This is a genomic window from Rhodococcus sp. JVH1 (assembly GCF_000280725.2).
GTDB lineage: Bacteria > Actinomycetota > Actinomycetes > Mycobacteriales > Mycobacteriaceae > Rhodococcus_F > Rhodococcus_F jostii_A.
Window position 1 is genome coordinate 6,304,004 of the sequence record NZ_CP166289.1, and the last position, 19,676, is coordinate 6,323,679.

The following is a 19,676-nucleotide window of genomic DNA, read 5'->3' on the forward strand; positions in this document are numbered from 1 at the left end:
CCGCCCGTGCGCGGTTGACGAGTGCCTGCACTCGTTAACCACTCACGGGCCGAAGGCCTAGGCTCTCCCTCATGGAAACCGAGTTCGTCCGCTGGACCGAGGAGGGCACCGAGCATTCGGCGGTGTGGCGGTCCACCAGCGGGGCGACGCCCCCGAAGAAGATCCGGGTGGCCGACGACTCGATGACCGCCGATGAGGCCTACCGCCTCGCGTGCGAGGGGACGGCGCTGCTGTGGCGCGGCGACTTCCACAACGCCCGCCAGCTCGGCACCGCCGTCGCCGCCCGCACCGACCGCAAGACCCGCAAGACGTCCACCGACCCCGCCACCGCGTTCCACCTGCACCGACAGACGCAGTCGCGGCGGGCGGGGATCCTCGGGATGCTGCTGGTGCCGTTCGACGCCGACCAGACCGTCCCGCTGCGGCGCGCCCCCGACGTGCGGCAAGCGGTGCTCGAGGCGTACGGACCGACGGACCAGCCCACCGTCACCACCCTGCGCGACCTGCTCGGTGCGATCGGCGCCCACGAGTGGCAGAAGAAGGGCGTCGACATTCCGGCCCTCGGTGCGCGCATCCACCCCGCCTACGGCGTGTTCTCGCCGATTCGCGGCGAATACGTCGACCTCGTCGCCGACACCCCGCTGCCGTCGCACACGCAGGCGTTCGACATCGGCACCGGCACCGGTGTGCTGGCCGCCGTCCTCGCGCACCGCGGTGTCGAGAAGGTGATCGCGACCGAACTCGACGCGAATGCGCTCGCCTGCGCCCGGGCGAATCTGGACCGGCTCGGCTACGGCGGTCAGGTGCAGGTGGTGGAAACCGATCTGTTCCCCGAGGGCCGGGCACCGCTGGTCGTGTGCAACCCGCCGTGGATTCCCGCCCGTCCCACCTCGCCGATCGAGTACGCGATCTACGACCCGGACAGCCGGATGCTCCGCGGATTCCTGGGCGGCCTGGCCGAGCACCTCGAGCCCGGGGGAGAGGGCTGGCTCATCCTGTCCGACATCGCCGAGCACCTCGGACTGCGGACCCGCGAGGAATTACTGACCCTGATCGACGACGCCGGACTGACCGTCCTCGGACGCCGGGACGTGGCGCCCCGGCACGGCAAGGTCGCGGACCGCTCGGATGCGCTGCACGCCGCGCGCAAACGGGAAGTGACGTCGCTGTGGCGGCTCGGCGCGCGGGCCGCGCCGACCGGATAGCCCCGGAGTGATTCACTCGGACGCGCCCAACCCGACCATCGTCCCCGACGTCAGGTAGACCAGGCGGCTGCTCGACGCCGCGACGACGGGTGTGCTGCCCCACGAGTCGTCGTCGATCACGGTCTGCAGGGGGAGTACCCACAGTTCCTCGCCGGACCGGACGTTCTCGGCGCGCAGGACATCGGATTCCAGCAACACTGCGGTATCCCCCTCCGCGACGACGACGGTGCCGTACGAGTCGGAGTGTCGTTGCCACAACCGTTCTCCGGACCTCAGGTCGAGTGCGGCTTCCGTCTTGCCCTCGTAGTCGCGCAGCAATGCCACATCGCCCAGCACGGCCACGGCGGTGCCCTGCGTGGTGTTCGGGCCGTACGACTCCGCAGTGTCGACACGTGGCGTCGATACGAGAGCGGGGCTCGTCCACCGCAGTTCGCCCGTCGTCCGGTCGTAGGCGCCGTCACCGAGAAGCACCGGAATCGTACTGTCGGCGGGGCGATCGACGGCGAGGGTGTGTGCGGCCTCCACATCCGATGCCGCGAGGACTCGACCGGTGCGATCGACGGCCTCGGAGCCCAGCACCTTGCTGAGGGTGCAGTCGCTGTGGACTCGGACGACCACCCCGCCCTCGGTGGCCCGGGCGGACTGCGTGCAGTCGGGCAGGGTGCGGGTAAACGTCGGTGTCCCGGTCGCGAGGTCGAACCCCGCCATCTCCCCGCCGAGTTCGAGCACACCCTGACCGTGCTCGGTGCTCATGAGGTGACCGAACGCCTCCTCCCACGCCGAGCCGAGGTCGAAGCGCTGCGACCAGCTCGCATCGGGGTCGGTGGGCACACCGCTGTGGACCTGGACGTCCTCGGATTCCGGGTCGCCCTCCATCACGTACAGCCAGTCGTCGGCAGCCGTCATCGCGAGGATCGTCCAGTCGGTGGGAGTGCGGGTCACGGAGCCGTTCTCGGTGTCGACCGCCAGGATGTCGGGTGCGTCCTCGAAGGGAGTCGTGTAACAGACCATCCGCCCGGCAGCGAGGGTGTCGGCGCACCCGCCCAGCGACTCGACGGGCGTCTCCCAGCGCACCGATCCGGTGTCGGCGTCCACCCCGACCAACCGCGTCTCGTCCAGCCCCGACGTCTGCTGGTTCACCAGCCCGATCATGGTGACCAGCACCTGTCCGGCGTCGACGAATCCCGGCTCGCCCGAGTCGAATCCGCTGCCGTACACCGGGTTGCGGAAGACGGCGAACTGTCGATCGTAGGTGGCGGCCGCATCCAGCGACCACTCGGCGCCCGGTGCATCGGGCGACGCCTCCGGTGCGTCGGGGCCCACGAAACCGGTGAGCCCGGGGATGTTCACCTCCGGATACTCCGGTTCGTGCACGATCACGGTGGTGACGGCGCCGGCGACGGTCACGACCGCCATGAGCGCTGCGGCCCAAAGGTTTCGGGTGCTCGTGTCGAGGCCCATGTCGGCTACAGCTCCAGTCCGGGGGTCGTGGCCAGGGATTCGAGAAGTTCGTAGGGGAGCGGAGTGGCCGGCAGCGTGGAGGTCGAGCTGACCGACACCCGGGTACCCGACGGCCGTGTCAGTGTCACGTAACGGCCGGCCTCGTCGACGGCGGGTTCACCGGGCTCGGACACCGCGGAGGTGTACCCGTCCCGTCGCTCCAATACGGAACCGTCCGGCAGTCGGGTGGCCTTCGCGGCCTGCGGGTCGTAGGACGGGTCGTACTTGTCCGGCTCGGGCGGAACGGTGTAACCGCCCTCGATCGAGATCCGCAGAGTCCCCTCGGATCCTCGTGTGGTGACGTCGATGCTCTCACACACCGCGTTGTCGCTGTACTCGGCCAGTTGCAGCGACCCGAGCGGTCTCGACAGCGCGACGCGATGATCGCGCCACGCGTCGTCGAGCACGGCATTCAACCGGTCCAGATCGGCGCGGGTCAGCGCCGGTCCCTCGTCCTCGGAGCCGTCCCCCGACCCGCATGCCGTCGGAGGAGGCGGGGTGCCCGGCGGAACCGGTGTGCTCACCCTCAGTTCGGGGCGCAGCACGATGGCGGTGAGTTCGTCGAGGCTCAGTGGGATGGTGCCGCTGTACTTCGCGCCGGGGTCGGCCTCGGCGAAGTTCTCGTCGGTGGCGTCGGCATGGATCCACGTGCCGTCCGGGAAGTAGCCGGCGACGCTCCGGGACAGGGTGCGGTGGCCGTCGTACTCGGACCACGTGTCGTCCGCATCCAGCACCGTGCCGTCGGGCAGCGTCGTGCGACGGTCGAGTTCGCCGGCCACGCACGGCGGAATCGGCCTGTCCGCCTTGCTGACCGACAACCACAGCGACCCGGGAGTCGAGTCCCGGAGCAGTGGTCCCCGGGCGCTGGTGACGCCGCCGAAGTCGTCCTCGACGTCCGGTGGCTGCTCGTACTCCGGAATCGGCTCGAACAGCAACGACTCCGTGGGGCTGACGAGGGGGATCTCCACGGCCTCCGGCAGGGCGTCGAGGACGGCGGCAGTCATGGCCGAGGCCTTGAGTGCCGAGAACCACGGGTAGCGCGGGTTGTCGTAACTCTGCTCACCTCCGACCCACATGGCGAAGGTTTCCCCCTCCGACGGCGGTTCCACCGTCGCACAACCGGGAATGTCGACGGGATACTCGACCGTCGGGGTGACGTACGACGGGGCTCCGGCGGGACTGTCCGCGTTGAGGTCGACGGTCGCCGGGCCGGATCCGGAATCGAGCAGTCCCGCGACGATCACCCCGCACGCCATGATCGACACCACGACGAGTCCCGTCGTCCAGCGGTCCTTGCGCCTGTCCGCGCCGTCGCCCATGTGCCCCCACCCGTGTCGCAGGCGCTCACCCCGAACGAAGGAGCATCCGAAGTCCTAGTCGTCACGGTTGCGAGCAGCGTTACCGCCCGTGAGTGGTTGACGAGTCCCTGGACTCGTTAACCGCGCACGGGCGCGGAGCGCCTACCGGCCCTGCGGATACGGGAGATGGCCGCTGCTGTTCTCGTTGACGAGGACGGCCCGGCCCAGTTGCGGGAAGGCGCGTTGCGCGCACGCGGGCCGGTCGCACACCTTGCAGCCCGCGCCGATCGGGACGACCGTGCTCGGGTCGTCCGTCTGGATTCCGCGTGAATAGACCAGCCGATCGGCGTACCCGATGTCGCAGCCGAGGCCGATCGCGAAATTGCGTTCCGGGGCGAGATATCCCAGACCGCCGCTGTGGGTGGTGCGCGCGATCCACAGGTAGGCGCGCCCGTCGGGCATCTTCGACACCTGCGTGAGGATCCTCCCCGGGCTCGCGAACGCCTCGTGGACCACCCACAGCGGGCAGCTGCCGCCCACCCGGGAGAAGTGGAACGCTGTGGCGGACTGTCGCTTCGAGATGTTCCCGGCGCGGTCGGTGCGGACGAAGAAGAACGGGACGCCGCGTTGACCCGGCCGTTGCAGCGTCGACAGCCGGTGACAAATCGTCTCGAACCCCACCTCGAACTTCAGGCTCAGCAGGTCGATGTCGTAGTGGAGCGATTCGGCGGCACCCAGGAACAGCGTGTACGGCAGGATCAGCGCCCCGGCGAAGTAGTGAGCCAACCCGATTCGCGCGAGCGCGGCGGATTCGGCGGTCAGCGACTCGTCCTCCGCGACGATCGCGTCGATCGTCTCCGACTGCGTGAAGAACGCCACCTGCATCGCGATCTGGAATGCGCGCTGACCGGCGGAGAGCCGACGGGCCAGCGTCAGTCTTCCTGCCTCGGCGTCGTAAAGCCGCTTGGGGCCCAGCTGATCCGGTTAGTCGGTGCGGATGCGCACCGTCACCCCGTGCCGGTCGCGGAGGATGCGGGCCAACTGGAGGTCCAGCGCGCCGATCGACAGTCCGTTGCCCCTGAACATCTCCTCGGCGGCGGCGGCGTCGTCGAGGCGGCCGATATGGTTGCGCCGATCTTAGAGGAAGTCCCGCACCTCCTCGTAGGGCATCGGAACGTGCGCCGGGTCCGGCGCCGCGTCCCCGGAGATCTGCGCCGAGAACTGGTCGAGCTGATCGGTGGTCGCCCGCAACCGGCGGTGCAGCGTCACGAGCGTGCGCCCCACGGCGGGCATCCGGGCGACGAGTTCGTCGATCTCCGCCAACGACACGGGACTGTTCCGATGAGCGGGCTGATCGCCGCGGCCACGTCGGCGGCGGACAAGTGGAAAGCATTCCGGGCCGGGCTCGACTCGGGCACGCTGCAACGTCTGCCCGGAGCGTTCAACCCGTTGGTGGCCAAACCGATCCAGGGGATCGGCTTCGAGGGCGTGTACGTCTCAGGCGCCGTCGTCTCCGCGGATCTCGCCCTGCCCGACATCGGGCTGACCACTCTGACCGAGGTCGCGGGACGGGGGCAGCAGATCGCCCGCGTCACCGACCTGACGGTCCTGATCGACGCCGACACCGTGTTCGGGGAACCGATGAGCGCGGCGTGCACCGTCACCGTCCTCGACACCACCGCCATCTCCAAGGTGGTGCCGGAGACCAATTCGCTGACCTACCGGGGCTACGCGGTGCAGGACCTGGCAGCGCACTGCAGCTTCGAGGAGGTGGCGTATCTGCTCTGGTACGGCGAACTCCCTACCCTGCGCAACTGGAACTACTCTGCCAGCGTGAGCGGGCGGCACGCCGGGCCGACCGCTCTCTGCTGCCACTGCTGGCGAAGATGCCCGACAACTGCCACCCCATGGACGTGGTGCGCACGGCGATCAGCTACTCGGCGCGGAAGACCCGGCGGGGGACGACAATTCGCCGTCCGAGAACCTCGCGAAGGCGCTGCGCATGACGGCGGTGCTGCCCACGATCGTGACCGCAGACTTCCGGCGCAGGCGCGGACAGGACCCGATCGCACCGCACTCGCACCTGGGGTTCGCGGAGAACTTTCTGAACATGTGCTTCGGGGAGGTGCCCGATGCGGCCGTCGTCACAGCGTTCGAGATGTCGCTGATCCTGTATGCGGAGCACAGTTTCAACGCGTCCACGTTCGCGGCCCGCGTGGTGACGTCGACACTGTCCGACATCTACAGTGCGGTCACCGCGGCGATCGGGGCGTTGAAGGGTCCGCTGCACGGCGGCGCCAACGAGGCCGTCATGCACGACATGCTCGAGATCGGCGAGCCCGACCGCGCCGAGGAGTGGCTGCTGGGCAAACTCGCTGCCAAGGAGAAGGTGATGGGTTTCGGTCACCGGGTCTACAAGAACGGTGACTCGCGGGTGCCGACGATGAAGGCGGCACTGCTCGACATCGCCGCCGCCACCGGCGGCGAGAAGTGGATGCGGATGTACGACATCCTGGAGAAGACGATCGCCGCCGCCACCGGGATCGCGCCGAACCTCGACTTCCCGACCGGTCCGGCGTACTACCTGATGGGATTCGACGTGGAAATGTTCACGCCGATGTTCGTGATGAGCCGGATCACCGGGTGGACCGCCCACATCATCGGGCAGGGCGTGTCGAACAGTTCGATTCGCCCGCTCAGCGAGTACTCGGGTGTCCCCCAGCGCTCCGTCGTCGCCTGACGGCTTGTGCGCCTTTGTGGTTGCTGCCGCTACCAGAAAGGCGCACGGGCGCTAGCGCTTCTTGACGTGCGAGACGATTTCCGGATCGCTCTGTCCGTTCGTCTTCATCTTCTTGTCGGCGCGCTTCTCCTTCAGCGACTTACCGGATTTCTTCGACATGGAATTGCGGGGCGATTTGTCAGCCATGGACCATCCCTGAATGCGGAACCTGGACGGCTCCGATAGTGCTGACAGTACGCCACATCCCGGGAAACCCGGACCGATCGTCGAAAGGGCGGCTACTAGGACGACGGATCGTCGAACAGGGTCTGCTCCTCGGGATTGGTGAACAGTCCCATCTGCTCGGGCCGTGGCTTGGTGTCGGGAGCGCCCGTCGTCGGTGGCAGCACGACGGTCCGGAGGGCGTGGCGGAGGGCGCCGACGACGCGCTCCCACTGATCGGCGGACGCGTCGTCGGTCTCCCGCAACCGGGACACCCAGGCGGAGCCGGTGTCCAGGAGCACGAGGATCCGATCGCGGTCGTGACCGCAGACGTCGGCGACGACAGCCGGATCGGTGTCGCTCCCGGGCCCGGGGTCGAGATGGAACAGCGTCTGAAGTTCCTTCGGCAGGTCGGTCGACGACATCCGGCTCTCGGTGCCAGGCGACGCGTCCGGTTCGGGTTCCTCGTCGGGGCCGGAGTCGCGGTTGAAGAACAGTTCGCCACCGAACCGCGACGCGAACTCGTTGTCGACGGTGCGCAGGAAATCGGAGAACGCCTTGCAGCTGTCGGTGAGGTGCTGCGGGACGAACGGGTTGCCCGACACTTCCAGGAACGCCGACAACCGGTCGTCGACCAGCACGAACTTGATCCGCGACCACGTGCGGTTGAGGTCGGCGGTGACCTCGGCGGCCCGGGTGCGGTCGCTGATGTCGTGCACCAGCGGCGCGAACAGTTGCACGTCGACGGTGTCGGCGAGCGGGCCGACGAACAGGATGGTGTTGCCCATCCGGATCGGGACGTCGCCGTCCGGGTCGCGTTCGGGCAGCAGCCCGAGCATCGGGACCAACGCGAGAGTGATCAGTTCGTGGAGGTGCTCGACGTCGCGCGGGACCACGGCGGCTGCGGGGTCGAGCTGCGCGACCAGCGGTGGCCGCACTGCAACCGGGTCGAACGTGGCCTCGGGATCCGTACTCGACGTCTCGGTGCTCAGGAACGCGGGATGGGTGATTCCCCAGACGTCGCGGAACGCGGCCACGGCCATCGCGGCCAGCTGATCCGACCACGACAGCTTCTTGTCGACGTAGAACGCGGGGGAGCCGTCGTCGGGTTCGTCGTCCGGACCACGGGTCGGCCGGTTCCAGCCCAGCTCGGTGAGGTACGTCTGCTCGGCCTCGGTCAGTGCGCGGTCGGGGTGCAGGTAATGGTTCGACGGCACCTCGCAGCGCACCGTGTCCCCGTCCCACACGACGAACTGGATGCACGGCATCAGCCCCTGGGATTCGTCGAGCTCCTCGAACCCCGATTCGAGGACCAGAAGGTCCTCGTCCTGCATCGCTGCGAGATAGTCCGCGAGGCGCCGCTGGAACTCGGCCCAGTCGCGGTTCACGCTCGAATCCAGATCGAAGTCCTGCATGTCTGCTCCGTCCGGGTCGACCACGAGTCACCTACTTCCGCTCTATACGGTAGCGGCGAGCGCCGAGACCGCAGCGCAGGAGGGGGTGGCGGGCTCAGACGGGGTGACCGGCCGCGATCCGTCCGGTCAGCCGGGTGACGGCGTCGAGGAGGTCCCACGCCGTGCCCGGTTCCACCGCCACGGCGGTGTCGCCCCACACGAGGTACCGGCCGTCGCCCTCGATGTCCCGCCACGCCAGACCGCCGACCGGGCGTGGTGAGTGCCGCGAGCCGCGGACGACGGTGACGACCCCCTGGCCCGTCGACGGCCTGTCGAGGATCCGGGCCGCCCGTGTGCTCCCGGCCGGTGTCGGCGGGACCACGATGCCCGCCGCCGTGCCCGCGTCGGTGTCGGGGAGCTGAGCGATCAGCTGCCGGCCGACGTCGTACGGTTCGCAGCTCCGGATCACCACTTCGGCGCCCGGATGCTGCATCGCCGCGATCCCGTGCCCGCGTGCCAGGGCGCCCGTCATGCGGATCGAGGTACCGCCGTCCGCACCTGCCGAACCGGAGATCTCGATCCGGAGGTCGGGTTCGGCGAGCACCAGCAGCGCCGACCCGAGCGGGTCGTGTTCGGGGCCGGAGAAGTCGGCGCGGATCCGACGCTGCTCCGCCGCGTACTCGTCGGCGGTGGCCAGCGTGCTCGTGACCTTGAACGGATACGGAATGCGGTCCTGTCCGGTCCGTGCCCACAACGCCGAGAACTGCGGACCGCTCAACACCCAGTGCCCCACGTCTATTCGCCGATCACCGCGGGTGTGACGAGGGGCAGTTTCCCGACGAGTTCGCTTTCCTCGTCGATGCTTTCGAGGTAGGTCGGGGGTTCCGCCTCGTCCTCCCGGGCGGCGGGCAGGACCGGGCCGCCCGGCCGCTCGGGGGTGATCGTCCGGTGAGCGGACACGATGCTGCGCGCGTACTGCGCCACCCCGCCGCCGACGGCCCCGGCCAGCGCCGCACCCGCGATCGAACCCGGCGCGGCCTGGGCGGTCGCCGGCGAGTCTTCGAGCGGCACCTCGCCGCTCCTGCGGTGCTCATTGCGCGGGACGGAATCGGATTCGGGCTCGGCCACCTGCTGATCGCTGGGTATGCCGTGCACCCCGTTCGGTCCGATGTCGAAGCCCACCGGCTGACCGTGGGCCGTTGCCGCGGCGTGGGTCGCGGCGAGGCCGGCAGCGGGGAGTTGTTCGTCCGCAACGCGATACGCCGAGGTGTAGAGGTTGTCCATGGCGGCCTTCGCGTTCTGTTCCGCGGCATCGGCGTCGGCTTCCGCGGTCCAGTTGACGGGCAGCACCCGGGTCCAGTCGGCCGGGTGGTCGCCGGGCCTGCCGACCGCGCCGCGCACCGCTTCGGCTCCGGCCGTCGCGTGCCGCAACGCATCGCCCACATCGGTGAACCGGCCACCGACCTGCCCGGCGCGGGCGGCGTAGTCGTCGAGTGAAGAAGCCACCGCGGTCGCGGTCGGCCCACGCCAGCCGGTGTCGACCGCGGCCCGGGTCGCGTCGTGGAACGCGGTCACCGACTCCTGGAATCGCCGTCCGAGGTCGTCCCAGGCCGCGGCGACCGCACCGGACTCGGCGGGCCTCAGCGCGTCGACCGCACTCCTGATGGCGTGGTGATCCCACTCGCCCGACCGAAAATTCTCCCCGCCATTCATCCCGACCTCCGATACTGGACACTCACGGTCCCGGAGTGGACCCCCCAATCCGGCGGGAAGCCACCTTACCGACTGCTGCTCTCGGAAAGGCTCGGGTGAGCGTCAGCCCCGCGGTCTGGTGGTGACGGGCGGGATGGTGATCACCGGACGCGTCGTCGTCGTAGTGGTGGTGACCGGCGGCAGCGTCGGCTCCGCGGGTGCCGCGGACGGCGGGGCGGCGATCCGGGGCACGGACTGCTCGGTCGTCGCGATCACGGGAGGCCGGGTGACGGGTGTGGTGACCGGGGCCAGGCTGATCGTCGGCGGAGGCGGCGCGACCGTGGTCCGGACCGGCGGAGGCGGGGCGGGGGTCGTCGAGGGCGCGGGCGGCGGCGCCGTGGTCACCGGCGCCGGTTCGGTGGTGAGCGTGACGGCCCGCGGGGTGGTGAGGTCGGCCATCTGCCAGGTGGGGGTCGGCGGGACGAACACCTGGAAGGTGGCCGGTGCGGCGCTGTAGGGCCCGGCGGCTTGCAGGCCCTCCGACGTCAGCGGCGGTGGCGCGACTGCCGGCCCGCGGTTGCCGAACGCGCCGCCCGCGGCGCCGATCATCAGGCCGGAGACCGCCGACACGGTGGCAATCGCGAGTGCCCCGATCGCTACAGTCCTGTCGTCCATGCGCTACCCGTCCTCGGCGTGCAAATGCGTCCACCATAGAGGGCGGTGCCGCCTGCTGCCGCATGTGTCCGGAAGGTAAGTCGTCGGGGCGGGTTCGCTGGATGGTTGCCGGGGTTCGGCGCACGCTGACGAGAACCCTTGTTCGGACGAGCCGGTCAGCCGACGATCGAGCGGTGTCCATACCGCTCCGACCGGGGGTAACGATGTCTCTACTCGACTGGTTGTTCCGCCGCCCGCTGTCCGAACGAACCGGGGCGGCCGTCGCCGCGTCGGCGATGCTGTTCGCTTCGTGAGCCGGCTCGAGATCGACGCCGACGTCCTCGTCCTCGGCGGCGGACCCGCCGGAACGTGGGCGGCACTGGCGGCGGCCCGGGACGGCGCGCGGGTCGTCCTCGCCGACAAGGGGTACTGCGGCACCAGCGGTCCCACCGCGTCGGGCGGCAACAACCTGTGGAATGTCCCGCCCGGGCCGGCACGCGAACGGTCGGTGCAGGCTCGCTTCGAGGACGGCGGCAGGCTGTCGGAGCCGGCCTGGATGTACCGGGTCCTCGAGGAGACCCACCACCGGGTGGACGAACTGGCAGGCGCCGGCTACCGGTTTCCGTCCGGCGACGACGGCCGAGAGGTGCGCACCAGCCTGCAGGGGCCGGAGTACATGCGCCGGATGCGCAGGCGCGTGCACCGCGCCGGGGTCACCATCCTCGACCACAGCCCCGCCCTGGAACTGCTCACCACCGGTGACGGCGTCGTGTCCGGTGCCGCGGGCCTGCAACGGCAGAACGGATACGCGCCGTGGTCGGTGCGCGCCGGGGCGGTGGTCGTCGCGACCGGCGGCTGCGCCTTCCTGTCCGGAAGCTTCGGGACGAACGTCGACACCGGCGACGGACTGCTGATGGCCGCCGAGGTCGGGGCATCGTTCTCGGGCATGGAATTCTCGACGGCCTACGCGCTGGCACCGGCGTGGAGTGGCCACACCAAGGGTTTGATGATGCAGTTCGCCACCTACTACGACGCGGACGGTCGGACGCTGGGCGACGGCGGCTTCTCCGCACGCGGCGCCGCGATGGCGCACCTCGCCGCCGGCCGCCCCGTGTACGCGCGACTGGACCGGGCCAGACCCGACATTCGCGCAGCCATGCGCACCTCGCAACCGAACTACTTTCTGCCGCTGGACAAGGCGGGCATCGACCCGTTCACGCAGAAGTATCCCGTGCGAGCCGTATTGGAGGGTACGGTGCGCGGAACCGGCGGCATCCGGGTCGCCGGCACCGACTGCGCCAGCGACGTTCCCGGCCTGTTCGTGGCGGGCGACGCGGCCACCCGGGAGCTCATCACCGGCGGTCGCAGCGGCGGCGGCAGCCACAACGGGGCGTGGGCCATCTCCTCGGGGACGTGGGCCGGCGCGGGTGCCGCCCGGTTCGCGCGGACGCGTCCCGTCCCCGACAGGGTGCGCGGCGCGGGCGCGGCGGGACTGCGCGGACCGTCGGCCCGCCGGCAGGCGTCGCGCTCCATCGTCGGACTGGTGCAGGAGCACACCCTGCCGCTGCGACGCAGCTACCGGCGCAGCGCGACGAGCCTGCAGGACAGCGTGACCGCCCTCGACGAGGCCTGGTCGGGTGCCGCCGATCTGCTCGGCGGCACCGAACGGGAGCTGCTGCAGGCACGTTCGGCCGCCGCGATGCTCGCCGTCGCGCGGTGGTCGACGCACTCCGCGCTGGCGCGGACCGAGACCAGGGGAATGCACGTGCGCACCGACCTGCCCGACACCGATCCGGCGCAGACCCGTCGACTGCTGTCGGGCGGACTGGGCGAGGTGTGGGTGCGGCCGGAACACGGAACCGCCGAGGCCCGGACGGTCGCGTCGTGATCGAGGTCGTCGTCGCCGACCGCTGCGTGCAGTGCGACATCTGCATCAAGGTCTGCCCGACGGACGTCTTCCGCCGCGGCACGGACGGGGTTCCCGTCGTCGCGCATCAGGAGGACTGTCAGACATGCTTCATGTGTGAAGCGAACTGTCCGACCGACGCGCTGTATGTCGCGCCGTTCGACACCCCGGTTCCCGAGGACTCGACGCACACCGACGCCGAGGGTTTGGCGGAGTCCGGGGCGCTCGGCGCCTACCGCGCCGTGATCGGGTGGGGTGGCCGTCGCACGCCGGGGTCCACGCTCGACCGGAACCACCTCTTCACCCCGTGAGTACTTGTCAACGTCCGGCGGTCAAGAAGTACTCACGGGTGTGGCCTTGCGGATGAACCGGCCGATCTCGCGGATGGCGCGGGTGCCCTCGGGGAGCAGTCCGGCGGCGGCCTGGAAGACGTGCACCTGCCGTTCCCACACCTGCAGTTCGCACGGCACGCCCGCCTGGGACAGCCGCTCGGACATCAGTTCCGCGTCGACGTAGACCATTTCCTGCGAGCCGGTCTGGATCAGCGCCGGCGGCATGGCGGCGAGGGAGCCGTCCACGGGTGACGTGGACGGCTCGTGCCCGCCCCTGGTGTCCAGCCTTTCGATCAGCCTGGACAGGGCACCGACCGCGCGTTTGGGGAAGACAGCGCAGAGGTCGGCGTTGGGATGGGCCAGCTTGTTCACCGGATCGAGGTCGGTCAGCGGCGACAGCGCGACGTCGGCGGCGGGACGCGGCAACCCCTGGCGCAGCGCTTCGAGCGTCACCATGAACGTCAGGAACCCGCCCGCCGAATCGCCGGCGATGACGATCCGGTCTGCGGTGTAGCCGTGCGAGAGCAGCCACCGGTACCCGTCGACACCGTCCTCGACGGCCGCCCGGATGGGATTCCGCGGGATCATCCGGTACGCGACGTTCAGCGTCGACGCCTGCGACTCCGCCGAGATCCGGGACACCATCTGGCGGTGGGAGTTGATCCCGCAGCACAGGAACGCCCCGCCGTGGAGGTAGAGGATCGCCCGGTCGCCGAGCTCACCCGGCGGCCGGATCCATTCGGCGCGGCAGTGCGGCAGCCGGATGGGCCTGCGCACGGTTCCGCGGATGGGACCGAGCGAGTACCCGAACAGGTCGACGACTCCCGTGGGCCACGGCAGTTCGGGGTAGCGCGCCCACCCGTCCAGGAACGGCCGGACCGTGCGTCGGAGTGTGTGGGCGAGGGCCGTCGACTGCAGGCTGGTTCCGGCGAACTCCCGCCGCGTCACCGGGAGGGGTGACGGGCAGAATTCGTAAGTCGCAGTGCTCATTGCCTGCCTCCGATCCGGCCTCGGTGCCCGTCGACTTGCTTCCTTTAGGTTTTCCACCTCTTTGCGCCGTACGGTCTACATCGAAGTTGGTCGCACGGACGCTACGCCCGACGTAGCATCCAGACGGAAGTCGTAATGGGATAGTGACCGAGCGGGGGTGAACGTCCAGGTGGGGATCATGCCGGTTACCGATTCGATATTCCTTCTCGGCGAATCGCGAGAGCATCCGATGCACGTGGGATCGCTCGAATTGTTCACACCGCCGGAGGATGCCGGCCCCGACTACGTGAAGTCGATGCACGAAACACTGCTCGAGCACACGGACGTCGACCCCGCCTTTCGGAAGAAACCTGCGGGCCCCGTCGGCAGTCTCGGGAACCTGTGGTGGGCCGACGAGTCGGACGTCGATCTCGAATACCACGTGCGTCATTCGGCGCTGCCGGCCCCGTATCGGGTCCGGGAACTGCTGACGCTGACGTCCCGGTTGCACGGCACGCTTCTGGACCGTCATCGCCCGCTGTGGGAGATGTATCTGATCGAGGGTCTCAGCGACGGCCGGTTCGCGATCTACACCAAGCTGCACCACTCGCTGATGGACGGGGTCTCCGGTTTGCGGCTGCTGATGCGGACGCTGTCGACCGACCCGGACGTGCGCGACGCACCGCCGCCGTGGAACCTGCCGCGCAGGGCGTCGGCCAACGGTGCCGCCCCCGCCCCCGACCTCTGGTCGGTGATGAACGGGGTCCGCCGCACGGTCGGTGAGGTGGCCGGTCTCGCGCCTGCGTCGCTGCGCATCGCCCGCACCGCGATGGGGCAGCACGACATGAGGTTTCCGTACGAGGCGCCCCGCACCATGTTGAACGTCCCGATCGGTGGCGCGCGCCGATTCGCCGCGCAGTCCTGGCCGCTCGAACGCGTCCACGCCGTCCGGAAGGTGGCGGGGGTCAGTGTCAACGACGTCGTGATGGCCATGTGCGCCGGGGCGTTGCGGGGGTATCTGGAGGAACAGAACGCGCTGCCCGACGAGCCGCTGATCGCGATGGTTCCGGTGTCGCTGCGCGACGAGCAGCAGGCCGACGCCGGCGGCAACGCGGTGGGGGTCACGTTGTGCAACCTGGCGACGGACGTCGACGACCCGGCCGAGCGCCTGACGGCGATCTCCGCCTCCATGTCCCAGGGGAAGGAGCTGTTCGGCAGCCTCACCTCGATGCAGGCGCTGGCGTGGTCCGCGGTCAACATGTCGCCGATCGCTCTGACACCGGTGCCGGGGTTCGTCCGCTTCACGCCGCCGCCGTTCAACGTGATCATCTCCAACGTCCCGGGACCGCGGAAGACCATGTACTGGAACGGGTCCCGGCTGGACGGCATCTACCCGACGTCGGTGGTGCTGGACGGGCAGGCACTCAACATCACGCTCACCACGAACGGCGGCAACCTCGATTTCGGTGTCATCGGGTGCCGTCGGTCGGTGCCGAGCCTGCAGCGCATCCTCTTCTATCTCGAGACTGCTCTGGGTGAGCTCGAGGCGGCATTGCTCTGAGGCGCGGCCTGTTTCAGTGCCGGGCCGACTCCTGCTCGACGAGTGCTCGCCGCGACTCCTCGTGGAGCACCCCGAGCAGTTCGTGTTCGACGTCCGCGAACTCGGGCGACGTCATCATCGACAATTCGCGGGGACGGGGCAGGCCCACCGTCACGTCGCGCCGCACGGTGGCGGGCCGCGCGGACAGCACGACCACCCGGTCCGACAGGTAGACGGCCTCCCGGATGTCGTGGGTGATCATCAGGACGGTCCACCGGTAGCGCTGCCACACATCCTGCAGCCAGGTCTGCATCTCGGTGCGGGTCAACGAATCCAGGGCGCCGAACGGCTCGTCGAGCAGCAGCACCGGACGGTCCTGGACGACGGTCCGCAGCATCGCGGCCCGTTGTCGCATCCCGCCGGACAGCTGGCTGGGACGGGCGTCCTCGAACCCGCCGAGACCGAACACGGAGAATAATTCCCGGGCTTTGTCCCGCGCCTGTTTCCGGGGCACGCCCTGCACCTCGAGTCCGAGGGTGGTGTTGTCGAGGACGGTGCGCCACGGGAACAGCAGGTCCTTCTGCGGCATGTACGCGCATTTCGCGGGGCCACTCCCCGCGGGACGCACCGGTTCGCCGCCGATCGTGACGGTGCCGGAGTCGGGTTGGTCGAGACCGGCGAGCATGGAGAACGCGGTGCTTTTCCCGCACCCGCTGGGGCCGATCACCGACACGAACTCACCCGGTTCGACCGTGAACGAGACGTCGTCGAGGACGGGCCGGATGCCGCCGCGGACCGGGAATCCCTTGCTCAGACCGGACAGTGCGACGCGCGCGGTCTCACTCATGCCGGGCCCTCTCGTTCTTGATCCACGGGGCGACGACGCGCTCGACCGCGAAGGTGAGCAGGTAGAGGCTGACGCTGATCACGGCGGTCACGAGCACCGCCGCCAGCACGAGGTCGGTGCGGAAGGAGTTCTTCTGCGTCGCCATGTAGATGCCGAGACCGGACGTGGCCCCGACGTATTCGGCGAACACGGCACCCACCACGGCGTACGTGATGCCGATGCGCAGGGCGGTGAAGAACCGGGGGATCGCCGACGGAAGCCGCACGTAGCGGAATTCCTGCCACCGTGAGGCGCCCATGCTGCGCAACAACGCGCCCGCCTCCCGGTCGGCCGCGGCGAAACCCTCGATCAGACCGATCGTCATCGGGAAGAACGTGGCGAGGGCGATCACGAGAATCTTCGGCAGCAGACCGAATCCGAACCAGATGATCATCAGCGGCGCGATCGCGATGATCGGCAGCGTCTGCGACACGACGAACAGTGGAACGAACGCGCGTCGCAGCCACGGCGAGAAGTCCACGAGCACCGCGAGGGCCCACGCGAAGAGCAGGGAGACGGCGAACCCGATCAGCGTCACCTGCAGTGTCGCGGAGGCGTGACCGGAGATGGCGTCCCGCGCCCGCCAACCCTGCTGGACCACCCGCAGCGGCGACGGCAGCACCTGCGGCCGGATATCGCTGACCGTCACGTACACCTGCCACGCGACGACCAGCAGTGCCACGACCACGACCGCGGGCAGCACCCGCCGCAGCAGCGGGGACGTGCCCGGGGCCGTAGTGCGCAGACTCGGGTCAGGGCTGAGTGAGGTACTCATTGGTGAAATACGTCGACCAGTCGGGTTCCGTGGTCAGCGGTGCCCCGTCGGGGCCGGTGAGCAGGCCGTGCTTGAACAGGAAACCGGAGTACCCCGCCCACTGCTCGGCCGTCTGGGTCCCGACCTTGCCGGAACTGTCCTTCATGTACTCGGAGGACAGCATCTGCTGGCTCTCCCGCACGAGGGACTCGTCGGTGAAGGCGCCGGGGTTGGCGTCGATCAGGATCTGCGCGGCCTCGTCCGGCCGGTCGGCGGCGAACTGGTATCCGCGCTGCAGGGCCTGGACGAACTTGCGGGCCTGCTCGGGATGGTCGGCCATCCATTGCTCGTTGCCCTCGATGACGAGCGCGTACGCATCCGGGAAGCCGTAGTCGGTGTAGTGGAAGTAGCGCATCGGGGTGCCCTGGTGTTCGGCCTCGATGCCCTCCCAGCCGAAGAACGAGACGGTGAAGTCGGCGGTGCCGGAGTACACGGCCTCGTACGCCGAGGTGCCGAGCGTGACGGTGGTGAATTCGCCCTTGCCGCCGTCGTTCCGGATGATCTGCTTCAGCGTCTCCTCGCCGTCCGGATCCGCGAACCCGGCGTAGATCTTGCCGTCCAGATCCCGGGGGCGGGTGATGTCGGCGCGATCCGCCTTCACCGCGATGCCCGTCGCCCAGTGCTGCAGCGGAGCCATCACCGACGTGGTCTGTGCGCCCGCGGCCTTCGAGAACGTCGCGGAACTCTGGAAGCTCACCCCGAACTCCGCGTTACCGGCGTCGACCAGGGTGTCGGGCGAGGTGTCGTTGTAGGGCAGCACCTGAACATCGAGGCCGGCGTCCGCGAACCAGCCTTCCTGCTGGGCGACGAACAGGCCGGTGTGGTTGGTGTTCGGTGTCCAGTCGAGTGCGAACCGGATGGTGTCGCCGGACTGCGAGTCACCGGCGCAACCGGTGAGCAGCGACAGGGCGGAGACCAGGATGACGGCTGCGGTGGCAGCGCGCTTGGTACGAGAGAAGAGTGTCACGACGCCGGCCATTCCTGCTTGTTGAGAGCGGTGTCCCAGAACATGAGTTCGTAGCGGCTGGCGATCACGAACGCCTCCGTCATCGCCTCGCGCTGGGCGTCGGTCGCGGCCTCGGCCGCGGCATCCACGAGTTCGCGGGCCCTCGCGACGGCGGCGTGGAACTCCTCCGCGTCGTAGGTGGTCACCCACTGTGCGTACGGGTGCGACGGGTCGGCGGAAAGCACCTCGCGGGCGCTCGCCGCGAGCCGGTGCCCGACGTCGGCGTAGATCCAGAAGCAGGGCAGCACCGCCGCGGCGGCCACCGCGTACGGCTCGGTGGCGGCGACGGCCGTCAGGTAGGAGATGTACCCGAGGCAGGCCGGCGAATGCAGCGGCTCCACGTCCGACTCGGGGAGTTGTCCGCTGGTCAGCAGATTCTGGTGCAGCGTGGCCTCGACCGTGGCGGCCTCGGCGGCCGAACCCGCCCAGAAGCCGGCCTCGACCGGGCCCGGGGCGTGCGCGGCCACCAGTGAGAGGGCCTTCGCGTACCCGGTCAGGTACAGGAAATCCTGCTCGATGTACGTGCGGAACACGTCCAGCGGCAGCGTTCCGTCGCCGAGGCGGCGCAGGAACTCGAGTTCGTCGATCGCCTCGCGCAGCACCTTGGTCCGGTCCCACAAGTGGTCCGTGAATCGGGCGTGCTGGCCGGCGCCGGCAGCATCTTGGACAGAGCTATTCACAACGTTGACATCCCTTCGTCAGCATTACCTGAGCAGGTTCCCGGGTGTGTTCTCAGCCCCGCCCGTGCGGAGCACCCCGTGTCAGAACAAGCCGACCCTAGCACCGGCCCTGCCGCGGGCGGAAAGGCCCGGGTCGGTGGACGGGCTCAGCCGGCGAGGAACGCGGCCGCGCTCGGCGGAAGGGGTGCGGGTCCGCGCCGGTAGATCTCCGCGGGCCGGCCGGTCCCGACGACGGCCATGTCACCGGTGTTCTCGAGGGCCGGCATCAGGTGCCGGCGGAACGAGTCCTTCGGCAGGGGACGCCCGAACACCACCTCGTACACCCGGCGGAGTTCGAGCACCGTGAACGTGTCGCCGGCCAGGCCGGACGGGTCGACGGCCCGCGCGTATCGCTCTCTCAGGTCGGCGACGGCGAGGGTGACGCCGTCCGCGTGGTCGAACGCCAGGTCCTGCGTCACCCGGTCGTCGTCGACGGTGATCAACATCGTGTCGCGGGGGAGCGCCGTGCGGGGCAGCGCGGCGCCGTGCGTCATCGACAGCACCCACCCGCGATCGTCGCGGCCGGGATCGTCCAGCATCGCCAGCTGATGGAATTCGGTGCCCGTCAGACCGGCCTTGATCCGCAGGCACCGCTCGGCGGCGTCCCGCAGTCGCTCACCCTCGTGGAGAAACGTGCCGGGGAGGGCGAGCCGGCCCGAACGATCCGGAACCACAAGAACTTTCAGTTCCCGGGCCGTCGACGGTGAGGATGGCGACGTCGACCGCCACGGACGGGCGCGGGTAGTCGAGGAGGCTCTTGCCCCCGGAATCGGTCCATGCGGCCACGCGGGAATGTTAGCGCACTGTTGATCTATGTCGC

16 protein-coding genes, 4 pseudogenes and 1 riboswitch are annotated in these 19,676 nt (G+C 69.5%); of the genes and pseudogenes, 6 read left to right on the plus strand and 14 right to left on the minus strand.

Going from position 1 to position 19,676, the window contains the following annotated elements; all coding sequences use genetic code 11:
- Window positions 1–71 precede the first annotated feature (71 nt).
- Window positions 72–1,205: a class I SAM-dependent methyltransferase gene (locus JVH1_RS29250; protein ID WP_009474301.1), complete on the plus strand. Its 1,134-nt coding sequence runs from the start codon at window positions 72–74 to the stop codon at window positions 1,203–1,205.
- 12 nt (window positions 1,206–1,217) lie between these two features.
- Here JVH1_RS29250 and JVH1_RS29255 read toward each other — a convergent pair whose 3' ends face one another.
- The 3 genes and pseudogenes from JVH1_RS29255 to JVH1_RS29265 form a co-directional block, all read right to left on the minus strand.
- A complete protein-coding gene (locus JVH1_RS29255; RefSeq protein ID WP_009474300.1) occupies window positions 1,218–2,666 on the minus strand; it encodes a PQQ-binding-like beta-propeller repeat protein in 1,449 nt (482 codons plus the stop codon).
- Window positions 2,667–2,671: 5 nt separating this feature from the next.
- A complete protein-coding gene (locus JVH1_RS29260) occupies window positions 2,672–4,024 on the minus strand; it encodes a hypothetical protein (protein ID WP_009474299.1) in 1,353 nt (450 codons plus the stop codon).
- A gap of 141 nt (window positions 4,025–4,165) precedes the next feature.
- Window positions 4,166–5,338 (minus strand): annotated as a pseudogene (locus tag JVH1_RS29265) (short-chain fatty acyl-CoA regulator family protein); the annotation flags it as partial.
- A 6-nt stretch (window positions 5,339–5,344) separates the two neighbouring features.
- Between JVH1_RS29265 and JVH1_RS29270 the strand changes: the two are divergent.
- Together JVH1_RS29270 and JVH1_RS29275 are read left to right on the plus strand one after the other, a co-directional pair.
- Window positions 5,345–5,692, plus strand: a pseudogene (locus JVH1_RS29270) (isocitrate lyase/phosphoenolpyruvate mutase family protein); the annotation flags it as partial.
- A gap of 3 nt (window positions 5,693–5,695) precedes the next feature.
- A pseudogene (locus JVH1_RS29275) lies at window positions 5,696–6,743 on the plus strand (bifunctional 2-methylcitrate synthase/citrate synthase).
- 51 nt (window positions 6,744–6,794) lie between these two features.
- On the opposite strand, the gene JVH1_RS29280 reads toward JVH1_RS29275, so the two are convergent.
- From JVH1_RS29280 to JVH1_RS29300, 5 genes are all read right to left on the minus strand, one after another.
- Window positions 6,795–6,929 carry a hypothetical protein gene (locus tag JVH1_RS29280; RefSeq protein ID WP_005254130.1) on the minus strand — a complete coding sequence of 45 codons (135 nt, stop codon included), beginning with the start codon at window positions 6,927–6,929 and terminating at the stop codon, window positions 6,795–6,797.
- 95 nt (window positions 6,930–7,024) lie between these two features.
- Window positions 7,025–8,383, minus strand: a complete 1,359-nt coding sequence (locus JVH1_RS29285) for a hypothetical protein (RefSeq protein WP_009474294.1) — start codon at window positions 8,381–8,383, stop codon at window positions 7,025–7,027.
- A gap of 70 nt (window positions 8,384–8,453) precedes the next feature.
- The gene (locus tag JVH1_RS29290) at window positions 8,454–9,119 is read right to left on the minus strand and encodes an ESX secretion-associated protein EspG (RefSeq protein WP_009474293.1); all 666 of its coding nucleotides are present in this window, start codon (window positions 9,117–9,119) and stop codon (window positions 8,454–8,456) included.
- A gap of 14 nt (window positions 9,120–9,133) precedes the next feature.
- Window positions 9,134–10,051 (minus strand): hypothetical protein, encoded by a 918-nt coding sequence (locus JVH1_RS29295; RefSeq protein WP_009474292.1) that lies wholly within the window; start codon window positions 10,049–10,051, stop codon window positions 9,134–9,136.
- 102 nt (window positions 10,052–10,153) lie between these two features.
- Window positions 10,154–10,705 (minus strand): hypothetical protein, encoded by a 552-nt coding sequence (locus tag JVH1_RS29300; protein ID WP_009474291.1) that lies wholly within the window; start codon window positions 10,703–10,705, stop codon window positions 10,154–10,156.
- Window positions 10,706–10,994: 289 nt separating this feature from the next.
- Here JVH1_RS29300 and JVH1_RS29305 point away from each other — a divergent pair, with 289 nt between their 5' ends.
- Window positions 10,995–12,572: an FAD-binding protein gene (locus tag JVH1_RS29305; RefSeq protein ID WP_009474289.1), complete on the plus strand. Its 1,578-nt coding sequence runs from the start codon at window positions 10,995–10,997 to the stop codon at window positions 12,570–12,572.
- A complete protein-coding gene (locus tag JVH1_RS29310; RefSeq protein ID WP_009474288.1) occupies window positions 12,569–12,901 on the plus strand; it encodes a ferredoxin family protein in 333 nt (110 codons plus the stop codon). Before JVH1_RS29305 ends, JVH1_RS29310 begins: the two co-directional genes overlap by 4 nt.
- 21 nt (window positions 12,902–12,922) lie before the next feature.
- Here JVH1_RS29310 and JVH1_RS29315 read toward each other — a convergent pair whose 3' ends face one another.
- Window positions 12,923–13,912 (minus strand): alpha/beta hydrolase, encoded by a 990-nt coding sequence (locus tag JVH1_RS29315; protein ID WP_009474287.1) that lies wholly within the window; start codon window positions 13,910–13,912, stop codon window positions 12,923–12,925.
- A gap of 178 nt (window positions 13,913–14,090) precedes the next feature.
- Here JVH1_RS29315 and JVH1_RS29320 point away from each other — a divergent pair, with 178 nt between their 5' ends.
- Window positions 14,091–15,452: a wax ester/triacylglycerol synthase family O-acyltransferase gene (locus JVH1_RS29320; protein WP_011594556.1), complete on the plus strand. Its 1,362-nt coding sequence runs from the start codon at window positions 14,091–14,093 to the stop codon at window positions 15,450–15,452.
- A 13-nt stretch (window positions 15,453–15,465) separates the two neighbouring features.
- Here the strand turns inward: JVH1_RS29320 and JVH1_RS29325 are convergent, their stop codons facing one another.
- The 5 genes and pseudogenes from JVH1_RS29325 to JVH1_RS29345 form a co-directional block, all read right to left on the minus strand.
- Window positions 15,466–16,278, minus strand: coding sequence for an ABC transporter ATP-binding protein (locus tag JVH1_RS29325; protein ID WP_009474285.1), 813 nt, complete (start codon window positions 16,276–16,278; stop codon window positions 15,466–15,468).
- Complete coding sequence (locus JVH1_RS29330) at window positions 16,271–17,092, minus strand: ABC transporter permease (protein ID WP_009474284.1); 822 nt, start codon at window positions 17,090–17,092, stop codon at window positions 16,271–16,273. The genes JVH1_RS29325 and JVH1_RS29330 overlap by 8 nt, the downstream gene beginning before the upstream one ends.
- On the minus strand, window positions 17,070–18,110 hold the full coding sequence (locus JVH1_RS29335; protein WP_051033661.1) for an ABC transporter substrate-binding protein: 1,041 nt from the start codon (window positions 18,108–18,110) through the stop codon (window positions 17,070–17,072). Before JVH1_RS29335 ends, JVH1_RS29330 begins: the two co-directional genes overlap by 23 nt.
- Complete coding sequence (locus JVH1_RS29340; protein WP_011594553.1) at window positions 18,095–18,817, minus strand: TenA family protein; 723 nt, start codon at window positions 18,815–18,817, stop codon at window positions 18,095–18,097. Before JVH1_RS29340 ends, JVH1_RS29335 begins: the two co-directional genes overlap by 16 nt.
- Window positions 18,811–18,906, minus strand: a riboswitch (TPP riboswitch). Its footprint overlaps the gene before it by 7 nt.
- Before the next feature lie 57 nt (window positions 18,907–18,963).
- A pseudogene (locus JVH1_RS29345) lies at window positions 18,964–19,642 on the minus strand (NUDIX hydrolase).
- Window positions 19,643–19,676 lie beyond the last annotated feature (34 nt).